General features: G+C 62.2%; 15 protein-coding genes, 1 tRNA gene, 2 rRNA genes and 1 pseudogene (1 of these 19 running past the window's edge). 10 read left to right on the forward strand and 9 right to left on the reverse strand.

Annotated features, from left to right (window positions below; genetic code table 11):
• Positions 1–216 precede the first annotated feature (216 nt).
• The 4 genes from ACRYLO_RS13745 to ACRYLO_RS13760 are packed head-to-tail and all read left to right on the forward strand — an operon-like array spanning position 217 to position 6,090.
• A complete protein-coding gene (locus tag ACRYLO_RS13745) occupies positions 217–1,593 on the forward strand; it encodes a tyrosine-type recombinase/integrase (protein WP_482660680.1) in 1,377 nt (458 codons plus the stop codon).
• The gene (locus tag ACRYLO_RS13750; RefSeq protein WP_482660681.1) at positions 1,590–3,413 is read left to right on the forward strand and encodes a hypothetical protein; all 1,824 of its coding nucleotides are present in this window, start codon (positions 1,590–1,592) and stop codon (positions 3,411–3,413) included. The genes ACRYLO_RS13745 and ACRYLO_RS13750 overlap by 4 nt, the downstream gene beginning before the upstream one ends.
• 5 nt (positions 3,414–3,418) lie before the next feature.
• Positions 3,419–5,602, forward strand: coding sequence for a hypothetical protein (locus ACRYLO_RS13755; RefSeq protein ID WP_482660682.1), 2,184 nt, complete (start codon positions 3,419–3,421; stop codon positions 5,600–5,602).
• A complete protein-coding gene (locus ACRYLO_RS13760) occupies positions 5,599–6,090 on the forward strand; it encodes a hypothetical protein (protein WP_482660683.1) in 492 nt (163 codons plus the stop codon). Before ACRYLO_RS13755 ends, ACRYLO_RS13760 begins: the two co-directional genes overlap by 4 nt.
• A gap of 67 nt (positions 6,091–6,157) precedes the next feature.
• On the opposite strand, the gene ACRYLO_RS13765 is transcribed toward ACRYLO_RS13760, so the two are convergent.
• From ACRYLO_RS13765 to ACRYLO_RS13780, 4 genes are all read right to left on the reverse strand, one after another.
• On the reverse strand, positions 6,158–6,811 hold the full coding sequence (locus ACRYLO_RS13765) for a hypothetical protein (protein ID WP_482660684.1): 654 nt from the start codon (positions 6,809–6,811) through the stop codon (positions 6,158–6,160).
• A gap of 17 nt (positions 6,812–6,828) precedes the next feature.
• Positions 6,829–7,515, reverse strand: coding sequence for a hypothetical protein (locus ACRYLO_RS13770; RefSeq protein ID WP_482660685.1), 687 nt, complete (start codon positions 7,513–7,515; stop codon positions 6,829–6,831).
• Entirely contained in the window at positions 7,512–7,847 is a 336-nt protein-coding gene (locus tag ACRYLO_RS13775; protein WP_482660686.1) for a hypothetical protein, read from the reverse strand. Before ACRYLO_RS13775 ends, ACRYLO_RS13770 begins: the two co-directional genes overlap by 4 nt.
• Before the next feature lie 266 nt (positions 7,848–8,113).
• Positions 8,114–8,371, reverse strand: a complete 258-nt coding sequence (locus tag ACRYLO_RS13780; RefSeq protein ID WP_482660687.1) for a hypothetical protein — start codon at positions 8,369–8,371, stop codon at positions 8,114–8,116.
• Positions 8,372–8,578: 207 nt separating this feature from the next.
• On the opposite strand from ACRYLO_RS13780, the gene ACRYLO_RS13785 reads away from it, so the two are divergent.
• From ACRYLO_RS13785 to ACRYLO_RS13805, 5 genes are all read left to right on the forward strand, one after another.
• Positions 8,579–8,713 (forward strand): hypothetical protein, encoded by a 135-nt coding sequence (locus ACRYLO_RS13785; protein ID WP_482660688.1) that lies wholly within the window; start codon positions 8,579–8,581, stop codon positions 8,711–8,713.
• A 536-nt stretch (positions 8,714–9,249) separates the two neighbouring features.
• Entirely contained in the window at positions 9,250–10,164 is a 915-nt protein-coding gene (locus tag ACRYLO_RS13790; RefSeq protein ID WP_482661748.1) for an NAD(P)-dependent oxidoreductase, read from the forward strand.
• Between the two features lie 153 nt (positions 10,165–10,317).
• Complete coding sequence (locus ACRYLO_RS13795; protein WP_482660689.1) at positions 10,318–11,301, forward strand: GlxA family transcriptional regulator; 984 nt, start codon at positions 10,318–10,320, stop codon at positions 11,299–11,301.
• A 470-nt stretch (positions 11,302–11,771) separates the two neighbouring features.
• Positions 11,772–12,353, forward strand: a complete 582-nt coding sequence (locus ACRYLO_RS13800) for a PD-(D/E)XK nuclease family protein (RefSeq protein WP_482660690.1) — start codon at positions 11,772–11,774, stop codon at positions 12,351–12,353.
• A gap of 20 nt (positions 12,354–12,373) precedes the next feature.
• Positions 12,374–12,961 (forward strand): hypothetical protein, encoded by a 588-nt coding sequence (locus tag ACRYLO_RS13805; protein ID WP_482660691.1) that lies wholly within the window; start codon positions 12,374–12,376, stop codon positions 12,959–12,961.
• 127 nt (positions 12,962–13,088) lie between these two features.
• On the opposite strand, the gene ACRYLO_RS13810 is transcribed toward ACRYLO_RS13805, so the two are convergent.
• Complete coding sequence (locus ACRYLO_RS13810; RefSeq protein WP_482660692.1) at positions 13,089–13,565, reverse strand: helix-turn-helix transcriptional regulator; 477 nt, start codon at positions 13,563–13,565, stop codon at positions 13,089–13,091.
• A 239-nt stretch (positions 13,566–13,804) separates the two neighbouring features.
• Here ACRYLO_RS13810 and ACRYLO_RS13815 point away from each other — a divergent pair.
• A pseudogene (locus ACRYLO_RS13815) lies at positions 13,805–14,833 on the forward strand (recombinase family protein); the annotation flags it as partial.
• Positions 14,834–14,860: 27 nt separating this feature from the next.
• Here ACRYLO_RS13815 and ACRYLO_RS13820 read toward each other — a convergent pair.
• From ACRYLO_RS13820 to ACRYLO_RS13835, 4 genes are all read right to left on the reverse strand, one after another.
• Positions 14,861–15,136 carry a hypothetical protein gene (locus tag ACRYLO_RS13820; protein WP_482660693.1) on the reverse strand — a complete coding sequence of 92 codons (276 nt, stop codon included), beginning with the start codon at positions 15,134–15,136 and terminating at the stop codon, positions 14,861–14,863.
• A gap of 271 nt (positions 15,137–15,407) precedes the next feature.
• A tRNA-Met gene (locus tag ACRYLO_RS13825) sits at positions 15,408–15,484 on the reverse strand.
• Between the two features lie 120 nt (positions 15,485–15,604).
• A 5S ribosomal RNA gene (rrf, locus tag ACRYLO_RS13830) occupies positions 15,605–15,719 on the reverse strand.
• A 122-nt stretch (positions 15,720–15,841) separates the two neighbouring features.
• A 23S ribosomal RNA gene (locus ACRYLO_RS13835) occupies positions 15,842–16,794 on the reverse strand; it runs 1,837 nt beyond the window's last position.

Raw genomic sequence — 16,794 nt, forward strand, 5'->3', positions numbered from 1 at the left:
TGAACCGATGCGGGATAATCCGTGCCGATCAGGTCCGCCGATGATTTCCCCACTCGCCTCGGATCACCCCGGACAAAATCTCCACCGGATATAACTGCAATTATGGCGGGCGTGGAAAATGTCCAAGCCGCCTGCTGCCCCCTCGTGGAGAGGCGTCCGGCCACCGCCTCCTTTCAGCTTCGCAGTTTTCGTCCGGATTCCCGGAGGAGGAAAAACATGACCCTTACAGTCCAGCGTTTCGATCTCGACGACACGCCGCGCGAACCGAACACGCCGCGTTCGACGCCGCCATGGTCGCCATTGCCGACTGGCTTCCCGTTTCTGGTCGACAGTGACACGGCCGAGGTCGTCGAGCCGGTGCTTGCATTCCTGGTAAACAAGTGCGCGCAGCCGAACGCGTTCCAGCGCGGCAGGTGGACCAAGAAGGCGACTGCCGACAACTACGCCGCCGACATGAAGGACTGGTGGGCCAAGGTCGTCGCATCCGGCCGCCCCTGGCACGACGCCGACGACGAGCTGGTCGACGACTACCTGCTCGACATGAAGCTGTCGCTCAGCGAACACACCGGAGACTTCCTCGCGGATCCGACAATCGCCCGGCGCCGATCCACGCTCAACGAATTTCACCGGTTCGCCCGCCGGCGATACGGCTACAAACATCTTCCGATTGCCAGCACTTCTAGCCTGCGCAATGTGCGACGCGACGACGATGGGGAGGAGATCTTCGACTCCTTCACGCTGGCGCGGTACGACGCGAACCCCCGCCCGTTCGATCAGGACGACCTGCTGCGGATCTTCGAACGGCTCGGGCCGCTGCCGGAAGATGCGGATCGATGGGCTGCGAAGGCACCGACCCTTGCTAATGGCCGCAGGGCCAAGCCCACGTCGCGAACGCGACTTGCCCTACTGCTTGCCGTAACCGTCGGGCTGCGGATCGACGAGATCATCCACCTCCGCGCCGATCTGTTCGACTTCGACATAAGCGGCCGTGACGACGACGACAACTTCAGCGTCCAGCTGAAGGTCGCGAAGGGCCTGGTGCGTCGCAACGTCCTGTTTCCCTACTGGGTCATTCGCCACCTGCAGGCGTACATAGCAGGCGAACGGGCCGAAGCCATCGCGGTGGCGCGCCGGAACTGGCTGGGTTCGAAGGCCGCTCCTCCCCCCAACCTTTTCCTGAACACGCCCAGCTCCGGCCGCAATGCCGGCAAACGCACGACATCGAAGCAACTCGATGCCGACCTGCTGAAGGTCGTGATGGACCTGAAAATGACGATCCCGCGGATCAAAGCCGAGGGGACCGCAGACGAGCACACCGTGCAAGTTGCCAAGCACAGCTTCCATGATGGGCGGCATACCTTCGCCTATTGGATCTACCTCAGCGAGATGGGCGAGGACGACGGCACCGACAGCCCGCTCATGGAACGGCGCTTCGAGGATGTCGTGCAGAAGATCCGGCTGCGGCTCGGCCATCAGCACGTCGAGACCACCATCAACATCTACCTGCGCGTGTTCAACCGCGAGGGGGAAAAGGCGCTGGCGCGTCAGGCGCGGTGGATCCGCGCGATCATCAACCGGGAGCGGAAAAAGTGAACATGGAGACAGAAGGCGAGAAGCGCGCCGCGAAGTCAAAGCAGCGCAAGGGGGTGGCCGTCACAGCGGAGATGGCGCGAGCCATCCTACAATTTGACGGGAACGGTCTCTTCGCCGTCTTCCCGAAGCACAACGGTGACAGGTCGAAGAAGCCGATCAATCTGTCCTTCCTGGTTCAGCTCGACCCGGAACTTCGGGACGCACTCGCTGAAGGCTACGTCATGCACTGCCTTAAGCACGTCTCATCGGCCGATCGCCGTTACGATATCACAAGGGCCCTGCGAACGGGTCTCATGGCGTATCTGGCTCAGCCCAACGTCCCGCAGCCGACACTGGCAGAGATCGACGAGTCGTTCCTGCACCGATTCAAGGCGTGGTTGGACGACAGAGAGCGCGACGGGTTCACGGAGAAGCTCATGACGCGGACCGCGCAGCTCGCCGCCCTGCAACTGCCGCTCAAGCAGCTGATGGCGTCCAGATACTGGAAACCGAAGCTCTCGCCGGCACTGCGCACCATCGACCGGCCCTACCCGAAACAGGACCGCACGGTCGAGCACAAGGAGATCCTGACGGAAGCCGAACACGAACGCCTCTACGTCGGCGCCGCCAGCGACATCGCGGCCACGGTGGCGCGTCTCGAGCGGCATTGGGAGCGAATGGAGCAGCTGGACGGGCGCGCGATGAGCATCGCCGAGGCCGGTGCTTCGCCAGAGGCATGTGCCGCCTGGCTCGACGCCCATTTCGAGCACCCGGTGCCCAGTCATTATATCCTAAATCGAACGAACGCCGCGCACGGGCGCTTCATTCCGGTTGCCATCCAAGCCGAGGCCGAGCGGATCCTCTATCCCGATCTAGAGGAACTGGTGCCGATGCTGCTCATCGTTTGCGCCTTCTTCGCGCTCAATCCATCTGCGGCCTTCAAGCTGCGAAAGAACGATATAGACTACAGCTTCGAGAGCATTGGCGACATTCGTCGGCTGAAGATGTTCCCCAATAAGCCGCGGGCCGGACTGCGGCAGCGGAATGTCGTCACCGTTACCGATCACCCTGACAATCCCGGTCAGATCCTCAAGTTTCTCGAACGGCGCACCCGCCGGCTCGACGACGCGCGACCCGACTACCCCAACCGCGCCTTCATCCGCTTCAGCTTCGAAGACCGGTCGGTTGTTCCACTGAACACCAGCGACAAGTCCTGGAAGAAGGCTCTGAAGGCATTCGCCGACCGCCATCAACTACCGGAGTTCACCCTCGATCAGCTTCGTCCGACCACGCTGGACCTCGTCCACGAGCTCTCGGGTGGAAACATCATCGCCATGAAGAGCGTGGCTACCCACACAACTGCCCAAACGACTTACACCTTCTATACGAGCGACGCACAGAAGCGGCGCAACCGCCAGACGCTCGCCGAGATGATGATGCAGATGGAGCGGACGACCGCCACGGGCGGGTTGATCCGCCCCGAGGATCGCCCGGTCGGCATAGCGGACCAAGGCGCCGCGACCCCGGGCTTCACCTGCCTGGACCCCAAGGACAGCCCGATCCCCGGTGAGGTCCAAGGCGAACTGTGCACCGCCTACGGGCGGTGCCCGGAGTGCCCGCTGGCGGTCGTGGATCCCACCTCCCCTCGGGCGCTCGCCTATCTCGTAATGCTCAACAAGCGGATCACCGACGCGCAGGAGCGGCTCGATGCGCTGGCATGGCACGTCCGCTGGGCGCCGGTTCAGGAGGAGCTCCTGTCCTACTGGCTTCAAGATTGGGATCGCAACGTCACCGTGAAGAGCCGCGCAATCCCGGTCCCCGAACTGCCGCACGTGGAGTGAAAGAGATGAAAACGACCACCGCCAACTTCGATCTCGCAGACCATCCGACGCTCGCTTCGATCCTCAATTCGGGGGAGCCCGTGCAGGTGACGCCGGACAGCCTCTGGACGGACGACGATTGGCGTCTTCCGGGCTGGGTGCCCGGCGTCGTGAGTTCGAACTTCGTCGTCCGCTTCAACATCGATGCCGACCAGGCCACCATCGACGGCCTGAAGTGGCTCACGGCCTTGCTGTTCGTCGGCCGTTACGGACAGACGGTCTACCACCCCTCCACCGCCGGAGCCTACTCCGGCGGCATCCGCCACCTCGCCCGCTTCATGAAGCAGCGCAGCTTCCGATCGTTCGACAAGCTGGATCGTAACGCGTTTCAAGAGTTCAAGGACGACATCCACGTCAAGCTGGTCGATCCGACAGAGGACGCCATAGCGTCGCCTGGCGACAGTGAGGAGGAGTTGGACGAGCTTCTACGCGCCGATGGCGTGGAGCCGGTCGACCGCGCAGTTGAAGATCCGGACGCCAAAGGCGGCGTTGCCAAGGCCTACAACCGGCTGCGGATCTGGAAGCTGCTGTGGGATCATCGCGACAAGATGAGGGAAGCGGGCATCAAGCCCCTGGCTTTCAATCCCTTCACCAAGACGTCCGCCACCAACATGGCCAAGAGCCAAGCGACGGTGGCCGCCGAGGAGATTCCCGCTCTTCCGGACGAAGTGGCGCTTCCGCTGCTCGCCGGCGCTCAGCGGCTAATCGAGCAGCCGGCCGAAGACGTGATCGAACTGCAGCATCGGTACCTCTCGACAATGGCCCGCATGGATCGCGAGCCTCCCACCGAGGAGAGGCTCAAGCTGCAGAGCGTGATGCAGGATTTCCAGTTCAGCACCCTCAAGCGGGAGAAAGCGCCGTGGCACGCGCCGATCAGGCTGGGAGCGAACGAGGTTGGCGGCGGCGAGGCGCTCCGGGACCTGATCGACACCGTCCGCGATGCCTGCCTGGTCGTCATCATGGGCTTCACCGGTGTCCGGATCAGCGAGGCCGTCAGCGTGACGGTCGAACCGCGACCGCTCGTGCAGGACGCATTCCCCTCCTGCATCACCGTTGAGACTTCGAAGTCCGGCCTGAGCCGTCATTACATGCTGCACGGTCTGCTCTCGAAGGGTCAGGAAAGGCCTACCCCCGAGAGCTGGCTCATGGGTGCGCGACCTATGTCAGGTGCGATCCGAGAGCCCGCCACGGTCAGGGCGGTACGGGTGCTGGAGGCACTCTACGATCCATGGCGCCGCTTCGCCGCCGACGAACACACGAAGCGACAATTGTTCGTTGGCTTCGCCGGGTCGGGGCTACCCCGCCGACGGACATCGGTCATCCCGATCACCTCGCAGACCCTGCGGTTCGGCCTCAAGGCACTCGTCGCCGACCAGCGCTACGTCGACCTCTCCGGCCTGGAAGAGGCCGCGCTGACGAAAGAAGAACTGCGTCCCTACCTGGCAACCCCCGACAGCAAGGTCGCAGCGGGCATCCGACCGCATCAATGGCGCAAGACGTTCATGCGCTACGCGATGCGTACCGATCCCAAAATGGCGCCCGCCGTCAGCCAGCACTTCAAGCATCTCACGGTCGCGATGACGGAGCGCGACTACGGCCCGAAGGACATCAAGTTCCTAGAGGAAAGCGACAGCATCCGGGCACGCGCGACCGGCTCATTCCTTCGGCGCATGGTCGAGGGAACCACGCGTCCGATCTCGCGCCTCGACAAGGCGTTCGAGCTGTCCAGCCAGCAATGGCGCGCGATGCTTCCCGACGATGCTCCACACGACGACAACGCCTTCACGAAGCTGGCGATCGATCAAGACCTGCGCATCTGGTTTGCTGAACACGGGCGCTGCCTCGTCGCCCTGCACCCTGATGAGGCTCGCTGCCACGATCGCGCCGGGACACCGGGTTGGCGTCACGCGCGCCCAAACATGCTCACTCGGACCCCGTCGCTGTGCACAGGCTGCAAGAACTTCTCCGTCCATGAGGACACCGCCGCATTCTGGCGTCGTCGCTACATAGAGCACCAGCGGGCCTACATGAACTCGGGCGGTGATCTCAGCTTTGAGATCATCCGCCGACGCGCCGAACAGGCCGGAGCCTATCTGCGCGCACTGGGCGAAGAATTGCCCGAGATTCGCGAACAAGGAGAAGCGGCGTGACCAATGAAGAGGTTCAGGAGGAACTCTCGGCCATGGAGCCAACGGACGACGACTTCGCGCAGTCGCCCGGACGAAAGACCAACGAGCGCTACGCGCTGATCCAAGCCGTGCGCAATCTCCTCGACAACAAGCCCGAGAAGCAGGTGCTCAAAGACCTGCTTGATGAGGAGGGGTGGCTCCCCATCACGAAGAACACAGTCGAGATCGAGGCAGGTGTGAACCGCCGCCGGTTCTCCGGCCCCTTCAGCGAACACCCCGAACTCTCCGACCTACTAAAGCGGCTCAAGCCCGACCGAGGCGTCTCGAGGACGACGACCGCGCTGCTCGCGGATCGCGGGGAGCGTATCCGGATTCTCGAACAGCGATTGACGGCCGCCAGATCCGCCCTGGCTGCGCAGAGCATGAGAATCGAGAAGCTCAGCCTGAAGCTGAAGGCGGCCAATGCGCGAATCAGCAGGCTGGAGGAGCCGACCAACGGCGACGACTAGCGTAACAGCCGGTGTGTCTTGAGGCTGAGCTGCGAGAGCCTTCGGCATGCCAGTCGAAGTGACGGCGTCAGATCGGCATCGCTGGGGTGACGATCCGCGTCCATCCCAACCCTGCAAGCATATCCACCACGCTGGCATCTACCATCTGCGCCACCGCCCCGTCGGTCGGCATGTCGAACCCGGAGCCAGCGGTCAAAGCAGCCACGAGCGTGCGCGCGCCGGAAACGTCCGTCGACCATTTGCGGCGGGTGCGCAAATGGAACCACCTGTGATGGGCGAGTGCTGCAAACATCAGCGTCGCACCGACCGGGCCACCACAGATCGATTTCGCCTCCGGCGACCGCACCAAATCAGCTCCGAGATCGGGTGCGACAGGACGCGGCTGCATTTCCGCGCCGAGATCATCGATCAACCCGGCGGCACGGACCCGCTTGCCGATGCCCGGTCGGTCGTCGCACGGCCGCAGGTGAATGCCAGAACCCACCACGACCTCGTCTCGAGCGGGATCGATCGAATGTACCGCGTGGTGAGTCAGACAAGCAGACACATGGCGGAGACTGCCTCGCGCGGAGGCGAGGTACAGGGGCGCGATCGGGACGCCGAGATCGACGACCGCCAGCTCAACCCGGTGAATGAGGGAATGCACTTCTGCGAGCGACTTCTCAATCGCCCCGAACTGTGTAGCCGCATACGGCCCCGTAGCATCGTCGAGTGCGTCCACGCTGGGCGCCGGTCGGGTCACGCGTCTGCCTCGGGCCACTTAATCGCGAACGGGACCAGTCGCGCGCGAAAGACGAGGATAGGCATGCCGTCAGCCAAGTCCGGCTGCACACGGATGACCTTGTATTCCCGCGCAGCGAAGGCCGGGTGGTCGATGATCCTGTCAAGAGGACGACCCGGCATTGCCATCATGAGCGCCTCGGGCAACCGCTCGGGGAGCTTAAGCAACGCCGACGGGCCGAACGCGCTCAGCAGGCAGGGCCCGATGGCGGCGGTGAAGCCCAGCAAACTGCCGCACGGGCGGATCCCGAACCTTCCGCGCGGGTGATCAACGTCGCGGATCACGACACCGGGGTTGGCGAACGCGCGCCGAAAACGGAGTACGTCCTGCCCTCCCGGAGCGCCGAGCCAAGCCTTACGCTGCTGAAAGCGGCTCATCATCCTGGGAGGGACGTCCGATATCGGCCGCCACGGCCAATCCTGCGGCGGATGGATGAGCGCGATTGCCGCACTGATCGACACCCCCTCCATGACTGCAAGATCCAGCAAGAGCGGCGATACCTTGCGGACGGTCGTCTGTAGATGGAGACGCAGGAGGGACAGACGCTCGTTCTCAATCCTGACGAGAAAGTCGGCGATCTGTAGCGCGACCCTCGCCGCGTCCGTCGCCGAACCGCCTGCCTCCCTCGATCCGGTGGCGGTCACGACGCGAATCCCAGGTCGATGAGCCGCCGGAATCCGCGGAGATGCGCGATGGGGCCCGACATGACGTCGAGCGGACTGCTCCAGTGCAGGGTCGCTGACCCCCTCCGAAGCCAAACGTGAAGCAGCTTGTCCGGCAGAGCGATCCGGTAGCCGATCTCAATTAGGATGCGCATGCGCATCTCGGTGTCCCGCGGCGGGCTATCATCCTCCTCGCCGCCAGACGGCAGCAGGGCGGCGCGCTCACGTGCGGTGAGGTCCCATCGCCTCGCCAGCGCCCGCCATGCGGAGCGCATCGTCCGCAGCTCGATAGCCGCGAGGTCTTCCATCTTCATCTTACCCTCCTTGCTGATCTGTGGCGGCCCGCGGGCCGATCTCTGATCAGGTCTGGGAGTGGAGGGTCGACCGTGCGGTCGTGGCGAGTGGGCGGAAAGGGGCACAAATGTTCTCCTTAGTCGCCGGCCATCAGATGATGTTCGGCGCAGGAGAACAATTAGCAGCTTTTGATCTCTTGTAAAGAACTATCTATGGTTAATGTTCTCAAGAAATGAATTATAGATCATGGCCAGAGAGCAGCTTCACGTCGGCTCCCCCGGGTCGGCTATGCGGCGAACGCCTCCTCGCAGAGGGTCTTCATCATGTCGGTCGGTTGGATCGCAGCCTCTAGCCCTGCCGCCTCAGGCACTATCCGGCTCAGATAGTACTCGACCGCACCATGCTTCATTTGATCCTCGGAAGAAGCGCTACCAATCTGTCGGCGCTGGCGCTCCAGCAGCGACCCGGCGATCGTCACCCCAAGGATGGTCAGGCGCGGATAGCTGCCCGCCAACCGGCTCTCCACCGGTCCATCAAGGATCATTTTTGCTGCCCTGCGACAGATCGCCGCCAGGCAGTAAGACTGGAGTTGCTCTCGCGAGGACTGCTATGATCATCAGCCGTTGCGGGCGAGACCGGCGACACCGCCATCATGCGTTCGCGCGGTCGTCGCCATCGTGGGCGGGAGCTAGGTCTCGACGGTACACATCACGCCACGTATACATACTGCGCCACCTGTGCGGAGGAGCGCGTGATCGAAGACCGTGAAATCTGGGCATGCGCCAACCAGCTAATCATGCAGCACGGGGCAGACGCATGGTTCGCCGCCGCAAATCGCGCAGACGAACTCCTTGCCGCCGGCGAAGGTCTGTTCGACCCGCGCTGACCAGAGCAAGAGTCCGCCCATACCGATCAACGCCAAAGCGCCGTATACTGATCGATCCACGCTTGAGAGCCGCTACCAAGGAAGCGTCGATGCGGCGGGGTCCCCAGGCGCGCAACGTCTGCCCGCGCGGCACCGGCCAGCTTTCTCCGGGGCGTCGATTCCAAGCAGCCGTATTCGCTCCGTGCCACACCGGAGCGTATCTCCGTCGGTGGCCCGGCATACAGAGGAGTCCGCAGGCACTGCGAGTGCAAGGCCGCCCGCCAGTAGAAGGTCAATGATCAAGTCGTCAGCCATTTCAATGGTCGTCCATCCATCAGGACAAATCGCACCGAGTTATCAGCGGTCATTGGCTATCGGGGGCCGACATAGTGCAGCGTCGCTCGGCCCCGCCAGCCCAATCGTGACCATGCCGCCTCAGCCGCATCCGCTTGGTGAGTTCTGGGAAAAGAGGGTTGATGGCTACCTGAGGGAGTCGATGAATGCGTCAGTGAATCGGCCAACAAGGTCCGCTTAGTGTGGCGAGTATTCCTGCGAAAGTGGCAAATTGGCCACTTCGCCAAACCAGATGGAGGTTTTATTCGCACCATATGATAGGATTTGCCGGTCTTGGCCTGATGGGGGAGCCGATGGCAGCCAACCTGCGCCGCGCTGGTATGGCCCTCACTGTCTACAATCGTTCCCCCGAACCCCGCCATGTGCTCGAGTCGCTTGGCGCCACTGCGGTCGATAGCCCGGACGCACTGTTCGCGGAATGTGACGTTGTCATCCTTATGATGCGCGACGACGTGGCCACCGACTTCGTTTTGGACCGAAGCGGCCCTAGCTTCGCGAAGCGGGTCGGCGGACGCCTGATCATCAACATGGGCACGCATAGCCCGCACTATTCGCTGGAGCTCGAAAGAGAGATCCGTGCCGCTGGAGGCGCCTTCGTCGAGGCCCCCGTCTCGGGCTCGAGGGGACCAGCCGAAGCAGGCGCACTCGTCGCCATGCTGGCCGGCGATGTAGAAGCGGTCGAGCGCGCACGGCCGCTCTTGCAGCCAATGTGCCGGGAGGTCCGTTCAATCGGAGCAATCCCGTCCGCCATGTCCATGAAGCTCGCAATCAATCTCTATCTGATTGCGACCGTCGCCTCTCTGGCGGAGGCCGCAAACCTAGCACAGGCGCTGAACCTCGACCTTGAGCTCTTCCACGGCCTCATCCGGACGGGCCCGCTCTGCAGCGACGTCGCCATGGCCAAGCTCGACAAAATCGTGCGGCGGGACTTCGCACCCCAGGCAGCGATCCAGGACGTTTGCAAGAACGCCGCACTCGTAGCGGAGGCCGCCGCCGTGGCCGGCGCTCATGCCCCCTTGCTTAGCAACAGCAGACGACTGTTCGAAGATGCGCTTCAGAACGGAAGCGGCGGCCTCGACATGGCTGCCGTATTCGAAGCATTCTCCAAACGCCGATGAGCGCGGGTGCTGCGCGGGGATCGCGCGGCAGGTGCGGAGGTCCTACGTTTTAGACACGTGGCCATGCTGCTTGAGACAGGTGCGACCGCCAGCCGCCGCAGGTCCGCCAGCCAATGGGGAACCAGAGAGATGCTACCTACAACGATACTCGCGTTGGAAAGCGCACTCGCCTCAAGCGTAACCATCACCATCGACGTGCTCGCCATGGCAAACCGTATCTGCGCGTCGATCGGTCGCCCGTCCTCTTTCGACATTCGGATCGTGGGCCCGGGCGCGCCCCTATTCCGACCGTTCCTTCCCATGCCCGAGGCGACGCACGATGAACCGAGCCTCTTCATCATTCCCGCCCAGGGCCTCTCGAAGTCGGACTGCTACCGCTCCCGCCTTGCTGAACCCGATGCGCAGGCCGCGCGCGAGGTAATTACGGCGGCCGCAAACGTCGGAGCCCACATCACAAGTTCGTGCACAGGGAGCCTGCTCCTGGCCAGCACCGGGCTTCTTGACCGCAAGCGCGCGACCAGCGCGTGGTGGCTCGCTGCAGTTTTCAACGAGCTTTATCCGGCGGTGGCGCTAGACACCGACGAACTTGTACTGAGCGATGGCGCCCTCACAACTGCGGGTGCCGCGATGGCACAGATCGACCTCATGGTAGGATTGGTGGCCCGCTACGCGGGCGCGGAGATCGCTGAGGGCTGCGCGCGCCGCATGATCCTCGACGAGCGCCGCTCGCAGATACCCTACATGGCGATAGGTCTCTTGGCGGCCTCAAGTGAAAGCATCGCACGCGCCGCCGCCTGGGCCCGCCCCCGCCTTGGAGAGAACATCAGCGTGAACGACATCGCGGTAGCCGTCGGCCAGTCTCCCCGGACCTTCTCGCGACGCGTGGCTGCAGCAACGGGCATGTCACCCGTGCGCTTCCTGCAGCAGTTACGAGTCGAGCGCGCGGTCGAGCTTATCGAGACCACAACGCTCCCGTTTGCGGAGGTCGCCTACCGCGTCGGATATTCGGACCCATCGACGCTGCGTGGATTGATCCGCCGTGGCTCGGGGCTAGGGCCGCGCGAGCTCAGGGCTCGCGTCCGCTCGTCCGGGGGACGATCGCTACCGACGCCAGCGGGGCTCGAGCAAAAGCCCTGAATTTAAGTTGGGCGTCCGCAGTCGGATTGGCAGGGCGTCCGCGGAGGGAGCATCGAGCACGCCTTGCGAGGTTGGTTCGTCGGTCAGGCGGAGAACCCTCCAACACCGTCGGACCGACGGACATCGCGTTCAACGCTAAACAGAAGAAGCAAGGGGCTAGCCGCGGATGGCAGCGAGCGGCAACATGCCCGTATGAAGCCAGAACCATCATGGATTGCGGGTCAAACGAGCTGCCCTTCCGGTAGTCCAGTATGAGACGCGCGCTGGGCGCACTTCGGCGTTCGGCGGCTTCGGTCGGGGCATCGACTGCAGCTGACGCGGACTGGCGACCAGCGGCGCGGACGCGCGTGCCGCGCTTCGATATCGGGCCGCTTCACCTGTACCTAGGAAAGACAGGCGATCCCCGCCCTGCAATAAGGGAAGGGCTTACGATGGTCGGACTCCCTGCCTGGCCGCAGGGCGCGCGAGCGATGGCGACAGTGTTCAAAGATTTGGGAGAAAGCCATTGCCTGCACTTGGCGCCGCACGCATGGGCAGAGTTCCACGAGCCGCAAATTACTCGTGGCTTCGTCCATTTCCTGAAATCCGGCGGAGCGCAGCAACAATTGGCGCGAGCCATCGCATTCGTGAAGGCGGCAACTCTATCCGCTGGAGGCGATCACGCGGCAATCGATTGCTTCAAGCCGCAGTCGGCCCGCTGTGCTGCGGAAGAGGAGCGCGTCGATATTCTCGTCGAACTCCGGCGAGACAGCAACCGAATCGGCGCTGCTGTCGAGGCGAAGTTCGGCCATCACCTCACTAGCGAGCAACTACCTAATGCGTGGCGCCACGCGATCGAACAATGCCAGTGGGACCCGGAGCGCTCGGCTTTCCTAGTGATCGCGCCCGTTGCAACCCAGGTTGATGGTCCTGTCATGCGCAAACACGTCGAGCGCTGGACCGCGATCTCCTGGTGGGGCTTCCTCAATCATCTCGAGCGGCTGACCGACGCCGACTACGACTGCCAAGACTATCGGCGCTTCCGGCGGACTGTCTGGCACCGTGCGTACTGAAGGAAATCGAAGGAAATGACATGCTGAAGGTACCCGAGAGCGTCCTCGCCTACCATCAACAGCCATCAGTCAGGGCAGCCGTCGATCTCCTTCTCAGCAAGCAAAGACCAGCCATCCCTGAGGATCTTGGGTGGGGCGAGATGCAGTCCTTCTATCGGGCCTGCCTTGCCGCGCGCCAGACGCAATTCGAGCACGCCATGCTGCTTGAGGAGATGTGGCGCGCGGTCTGGCCCATTCCTGACCGCGCATGGACACCGCTCCCGCCCCACAAGCCCGGGCGGAGCGATCTCTCGCCCGACCCGGCCAACATCTGGGAGGACAGCTTCGGTCGGCGCTTCGTGCAACCCAGCCTCGCGTTGGAGCTGGCGGTGAGCCTAAACGACGTGACCGGCTTTCAGCTTGGGATCGGCATGTGGCGTGGGAAGAACGATGAGGAAAATTTGCTAGAAACAGAGGCGCCAGAAGGATGGGCATCCGAGCATGGGTACGACTTCATCTGGACCCAGCATCAGATTGTCCCCTTGTCGGAAGATATTTCGCTGGAGCCGTTCAAGCGATGGACTGAGGAGGCGATGGGGTTGGTCTCGCGTCTAACCAAATCGCTGTAAAACAGGGTGGCTCGCGTGCTCCTGAAACCCCTTGGAACCCATCAATCGCACACCGCGACGGCGCGCCGAAAGGACATGCTAACTTTACTGAACTTGGCGAGCGGGTCAGTAGCGGAACATCTGGCCTTCACCGGCCACTCTTCCAGTAGCGGCTGAGCGCCCCCACATCGGGAAAGCCCAGCGCAGAAGCCAATCCGACATTGACGAGCTCGACTGGGCGACCCGCCTGATCGATGCGGACCAAGGCGCGGCTATGCTCGATCCCGCGCTCAAAGCGGGACAGCGTAGCTGCACTTATTCCCGCCGCAGCTGCGCATTCTGCCAGTGTCTTACCGAGCTCGCGGCGGCGCGAGCGAAGTGAGGTCGTTTCGGGATGCGTGGCGATCGCGTCCGTTGCCGGAACCTTGAGATCGATCTCGCTCCTGTCGATCCCGATCGCATTGCAAATCCGCGATGCTGTATCGGCACTTGGTAGCCGACCTCGCTCGGCGCGCGAGATCGTCTCGCGAGTCAATCCCGCGCGCTTCGCAATTCGAGATTGTGTCAGACCTCGCTCCTTGCGCGCATCCCGGAGCCGACGTCCGACCTCTTCGCCAGCGTTCATCGCAGAAATATGTGACTTTCTTTCAGACCTGCAACCGCGACTTCTTTCATCCGAGCATGTGAAGGGCTTTTCGTCTCTGGCATCGCGACCGGTGCGTAGCGCGTCTCCTAGGGCGGATGGGGCGGCGTATCCGGCGCAATCCGCGCTGATCCGCCTCCTTGCAAAACAGGCGGCCCGGGAGCATCTCGCGGCTCTGCGCACCGAAGGGGAACGTGACTAGTTTCATGGTCGGAGGAACGATGAGCGGGGTCCGCGCCGCGATCTATGCGCGGCACAGTACGGATAAGCAGAACCCGGCGTCGAGCGCGGACCAAGCTGCAGCGTGCGAGGCGCTCGTCGAACGCCTTGGTGGAACTGTCGTAGGCCGATATGTCGATCCGGAACTGTCGGGCTATCGACGGGATCGACCCGAACTCCTGCGTCTTCTGGCAGACGTGCGCGCTGGGCGGATCGACGTAGTTGTCTGTGAAGCCTTGGACCGCATAGCGCGCGACGGGGAGGACATAAGCTGGATAGGTAAGAAGTTACGCTTCGACCGCGTTCGACTTGTGACCGCCACGGAGGGCGAAATTGATGACGTCAAGCTGGCGGTCGCCGGTCTGCTTGGCTCAATGTTTCTCTCCAATCTCCAACGGAAGACGCTTCGGGGAATGAAGGCGGCAGTCTTGGCCGGGAGGATCGCTGGTGGCAGGGCCTACGGCTACCGGCGTGTTGTTAGGGAAGACGATCGCGGTGATCTCGTAAGGGGTGTCTTTGAAATCGATGAAGAACAGGCAAAGGTCATTCGACGTATTTGTCGCGATTTCGCCGTCGGTCGATCGGCTATTCAGATCGCGACAGAACTAAACCGCGAGCGCGTTCCATCGCCACGGGGGGGACAGTGGAATGCCTCTACGATCCGGGGGGACCCCAAGAAGTTTGTCGGGATCCTGCACAACCCACTTTATCGGGGACGGCTGATCTGGGGACGGCGCGAGTGGCGCCGCGATCCTGATTCAGATCGGCGCGAGCGGCGATACCGTCTCCGCGACGAAGGTGAATGGGTTCACGTCGAGGTCCCGGATCTCCGGATCTTGGATGAAGAACTCGTCCAAGCCGTAGATACCGAGGTGGCACGCCGCGTCGTCCCGGCGCTACAAAACCCCTCGTCGGCAAATCGAAAGCGCCACTTGCTCTCGGGGTTGATCAAGTGCGGGCTATGCGGATCCAACTACACAATCGTGGGGAAGGACTACTATCGTTGCGCCGGCAATCGCGAACGTGGCACGTGCACGAATGCCAAGTCCGTAAGGGTTTCAGTGCTGGAGGAGGCTGTCCTGGGCGCACTGCAGTCGGAGCTGCTCACCCCGGATCTCGCACAACTCTTCATCCAGGAGTTTCAGCGGGAGGTCGCGCGACTGTCTGAGGCTCGCGACAATCACCTCGTTCGGGCGCGGGCGCGGATCGAAGACCTCGACCGGGAGATCGAGAATTTGGCGAAGAATATGCTCGCCGGGGTCGTTGGCCCGACGGTCACGAGGATGCTTGCTGAGCGGGAGCAAGAGAAGCTGTCGCTCGAACACGATCTCCACCGCTCTGCCAAAGCACCGGTGGAGATCCTCCCGCATCCCGTCCTCATCCAGCGCTTTGAGGCCAAGGTCGCTGGGATCCGGATTGCGCTCAACGACCCAAATGTGCGGACCGAAGCTGCGGAGATTATCCGGGAGTTGATTGAATCCGTGACGATAACGACCGACGGCGGTGTCACGGCCGAGGTCGAGGCTTCGGTGCTGAATCTGATCGACTTCGCCACAAATGAAAAAGCCCCCGGGAAATCTCTTTCCAAGGGGCGTTCTGTAGCGATGGTTGCGGGGGTTGGATTTGAACCAACGACCTTCAGGTTATGAGCCTGACGAGCTACCGGGCTGCTCCACCCCGCGCCATCGTGGGGCGAATACGCCCCCAAAAAGCAAAACGCGCCGCGCCCGAAGCGCGACGCGCGTTTTGCGTATCTAACATTGTGAATGGGTTTTCCAATTTCCACGGCCACCGGCTGCAATGCCTGGCGACGACCTACTCTTCCAGTGCTTGAGCAATAGTACCATCGGCGCAGTCAGGTTTCACGGCCGAGTTCGGGATGGGATCGGGTGGGTCACTGACGCTATGGTCACCAAGCAATGAAGCAGGTGGCAGTGGATTGGGTTTCAAATCGATGCGTGCACCTGAATATTCAGGGAATTAAGGCTTGAGGCAACAACCTCAATGAGCAGCCAAAGCTGTCATTGATGGTGGGACTCATCAAGCGCGAATAGGACAATTAGTACTGGTTAGCTCCACACGTTACCGCGCTTCCACATCCAGTCTATCAAGGTGGTGGTCTACCACCGTCCTAAGAAATCTTATCTTGAGGGAGGCTTCCCGCTTAGATGCTTTCAGCGGTTATCCCGTCCATACATAGCTACCCTGCTGCGCTCCTGGCGGAACGACAGGTACACCAGAGGTATGTTCAACCCGGTCCTCTCGTACTAGGGTCAACTCCTCTCAAATTTCGACGCCCACGGCAGATAGGGACCAAACTGTCTCGCGACGTTCTGAACCCAGCTCACGTACCACTTTAATTGGCGAACAGCCAAACCCTTGGGACCTGCTCCAGCCCCAGGATGTGATGAGCCGACATCGAGGTGCCAAACGATTCCGTCGATATGAGCTCTTGGGAATCATCAGCCTGTTATCCCCGGCGTACCTTTTATCCGTTGAGCGATGGCCCTTCCACGAGGGACCACCGGATCACTATGACCGACTTTCGTCTCTGCTCGACTCGTCAGTCTCGCAGTCAGGCTGGCTTATGCCATTGCACTCTAACGGTCGGTTTCCAACCGACCTGAGCCAACCTTCGCACGCCTCCGTTACTCTTTAGGAGGCGACCGCCCCAGTCAAACTACCCGCCACAGAGGGTCCCTGTTCCGGATAACGGAACGAGGTTAGACATCAGAAATCAACAGGGTGGTATTTCACCGTAGGCTCCACATCAGCTGGCGCCGATGCTTCAAAGCCTCCCACCTATGCTACACAATTAATTCCTAATGCCACTCTGAAGCTGCAGTAAAGGTGCACGGGGTCTTTCCGTCTAACCGCGGGTACTCCGCATCTTCACGGAGAATTCAATTTCGCTGAGCATGTCCTGGAGACAGTGGGGAAGTCGTTACGCCATTCGTGCAGGTCGGAACTTACCCGACAAGGAATTTCGCTA

Source organism: Sphingomonas sp. SDUR79, from assembly GCF_056821745.1.

Excerpts from the sequence above, each read along its gene's own strand:
- ACRYLO_RS13745 (WP_482660680.1), top strand. The coding sequence starts at position 217 with ATGACCCTTACAGTCCAGCGTTTCGATCTCGACGACACGCCGCGCGAA.
- ACRYLO_RS13755 (WP_482660682.1), top strand. The coding sequence starts at position 3,419 with ATGAAAACGACCACCGCCAACTTCGATCTCGCAGACCATCCGACGCTC.
- ACRYLO_RS13775 (WP_482660686.1), bottom strand. The coding sequence starts at position 7,847 with ATGAAGATGGAAGACCTCGCGGCTATCGAGCTGCGGACGATGCGCTCC.
- ACRYLO_RS13780 (WP_482660687.1), bottom strand. The coding sequence starts at position 8,371 with ATGATCCTTGATGGACCGGTGGAGAGCCGGTTGGCGGGCAGCTATCCG.
- ACRYLO_RS13800 (WP_482660690.1), top strand. The coding sequence starts at position 11,772 with ATGGCGACAGTGTTCAAAGATTTGGGAGAAAGCCATTGCCTGCACTTG.
- ACRYLO_RS13805 (WP_482660691.1), top strand. The coding sequence starts at position 12,374 with ATGCTGAAGGTACCCGAGAGCGTCCTCGCCTACCATCAACAGCCATCA.
- ACRYLO_RS13810 (WP_482660692.1), bottom strand. The coding sequence starts at position 13,565 with ATGAACGCTGGCGAAGAGGTCGGACGTCGGCTCCGGGATGCGCGCAAG.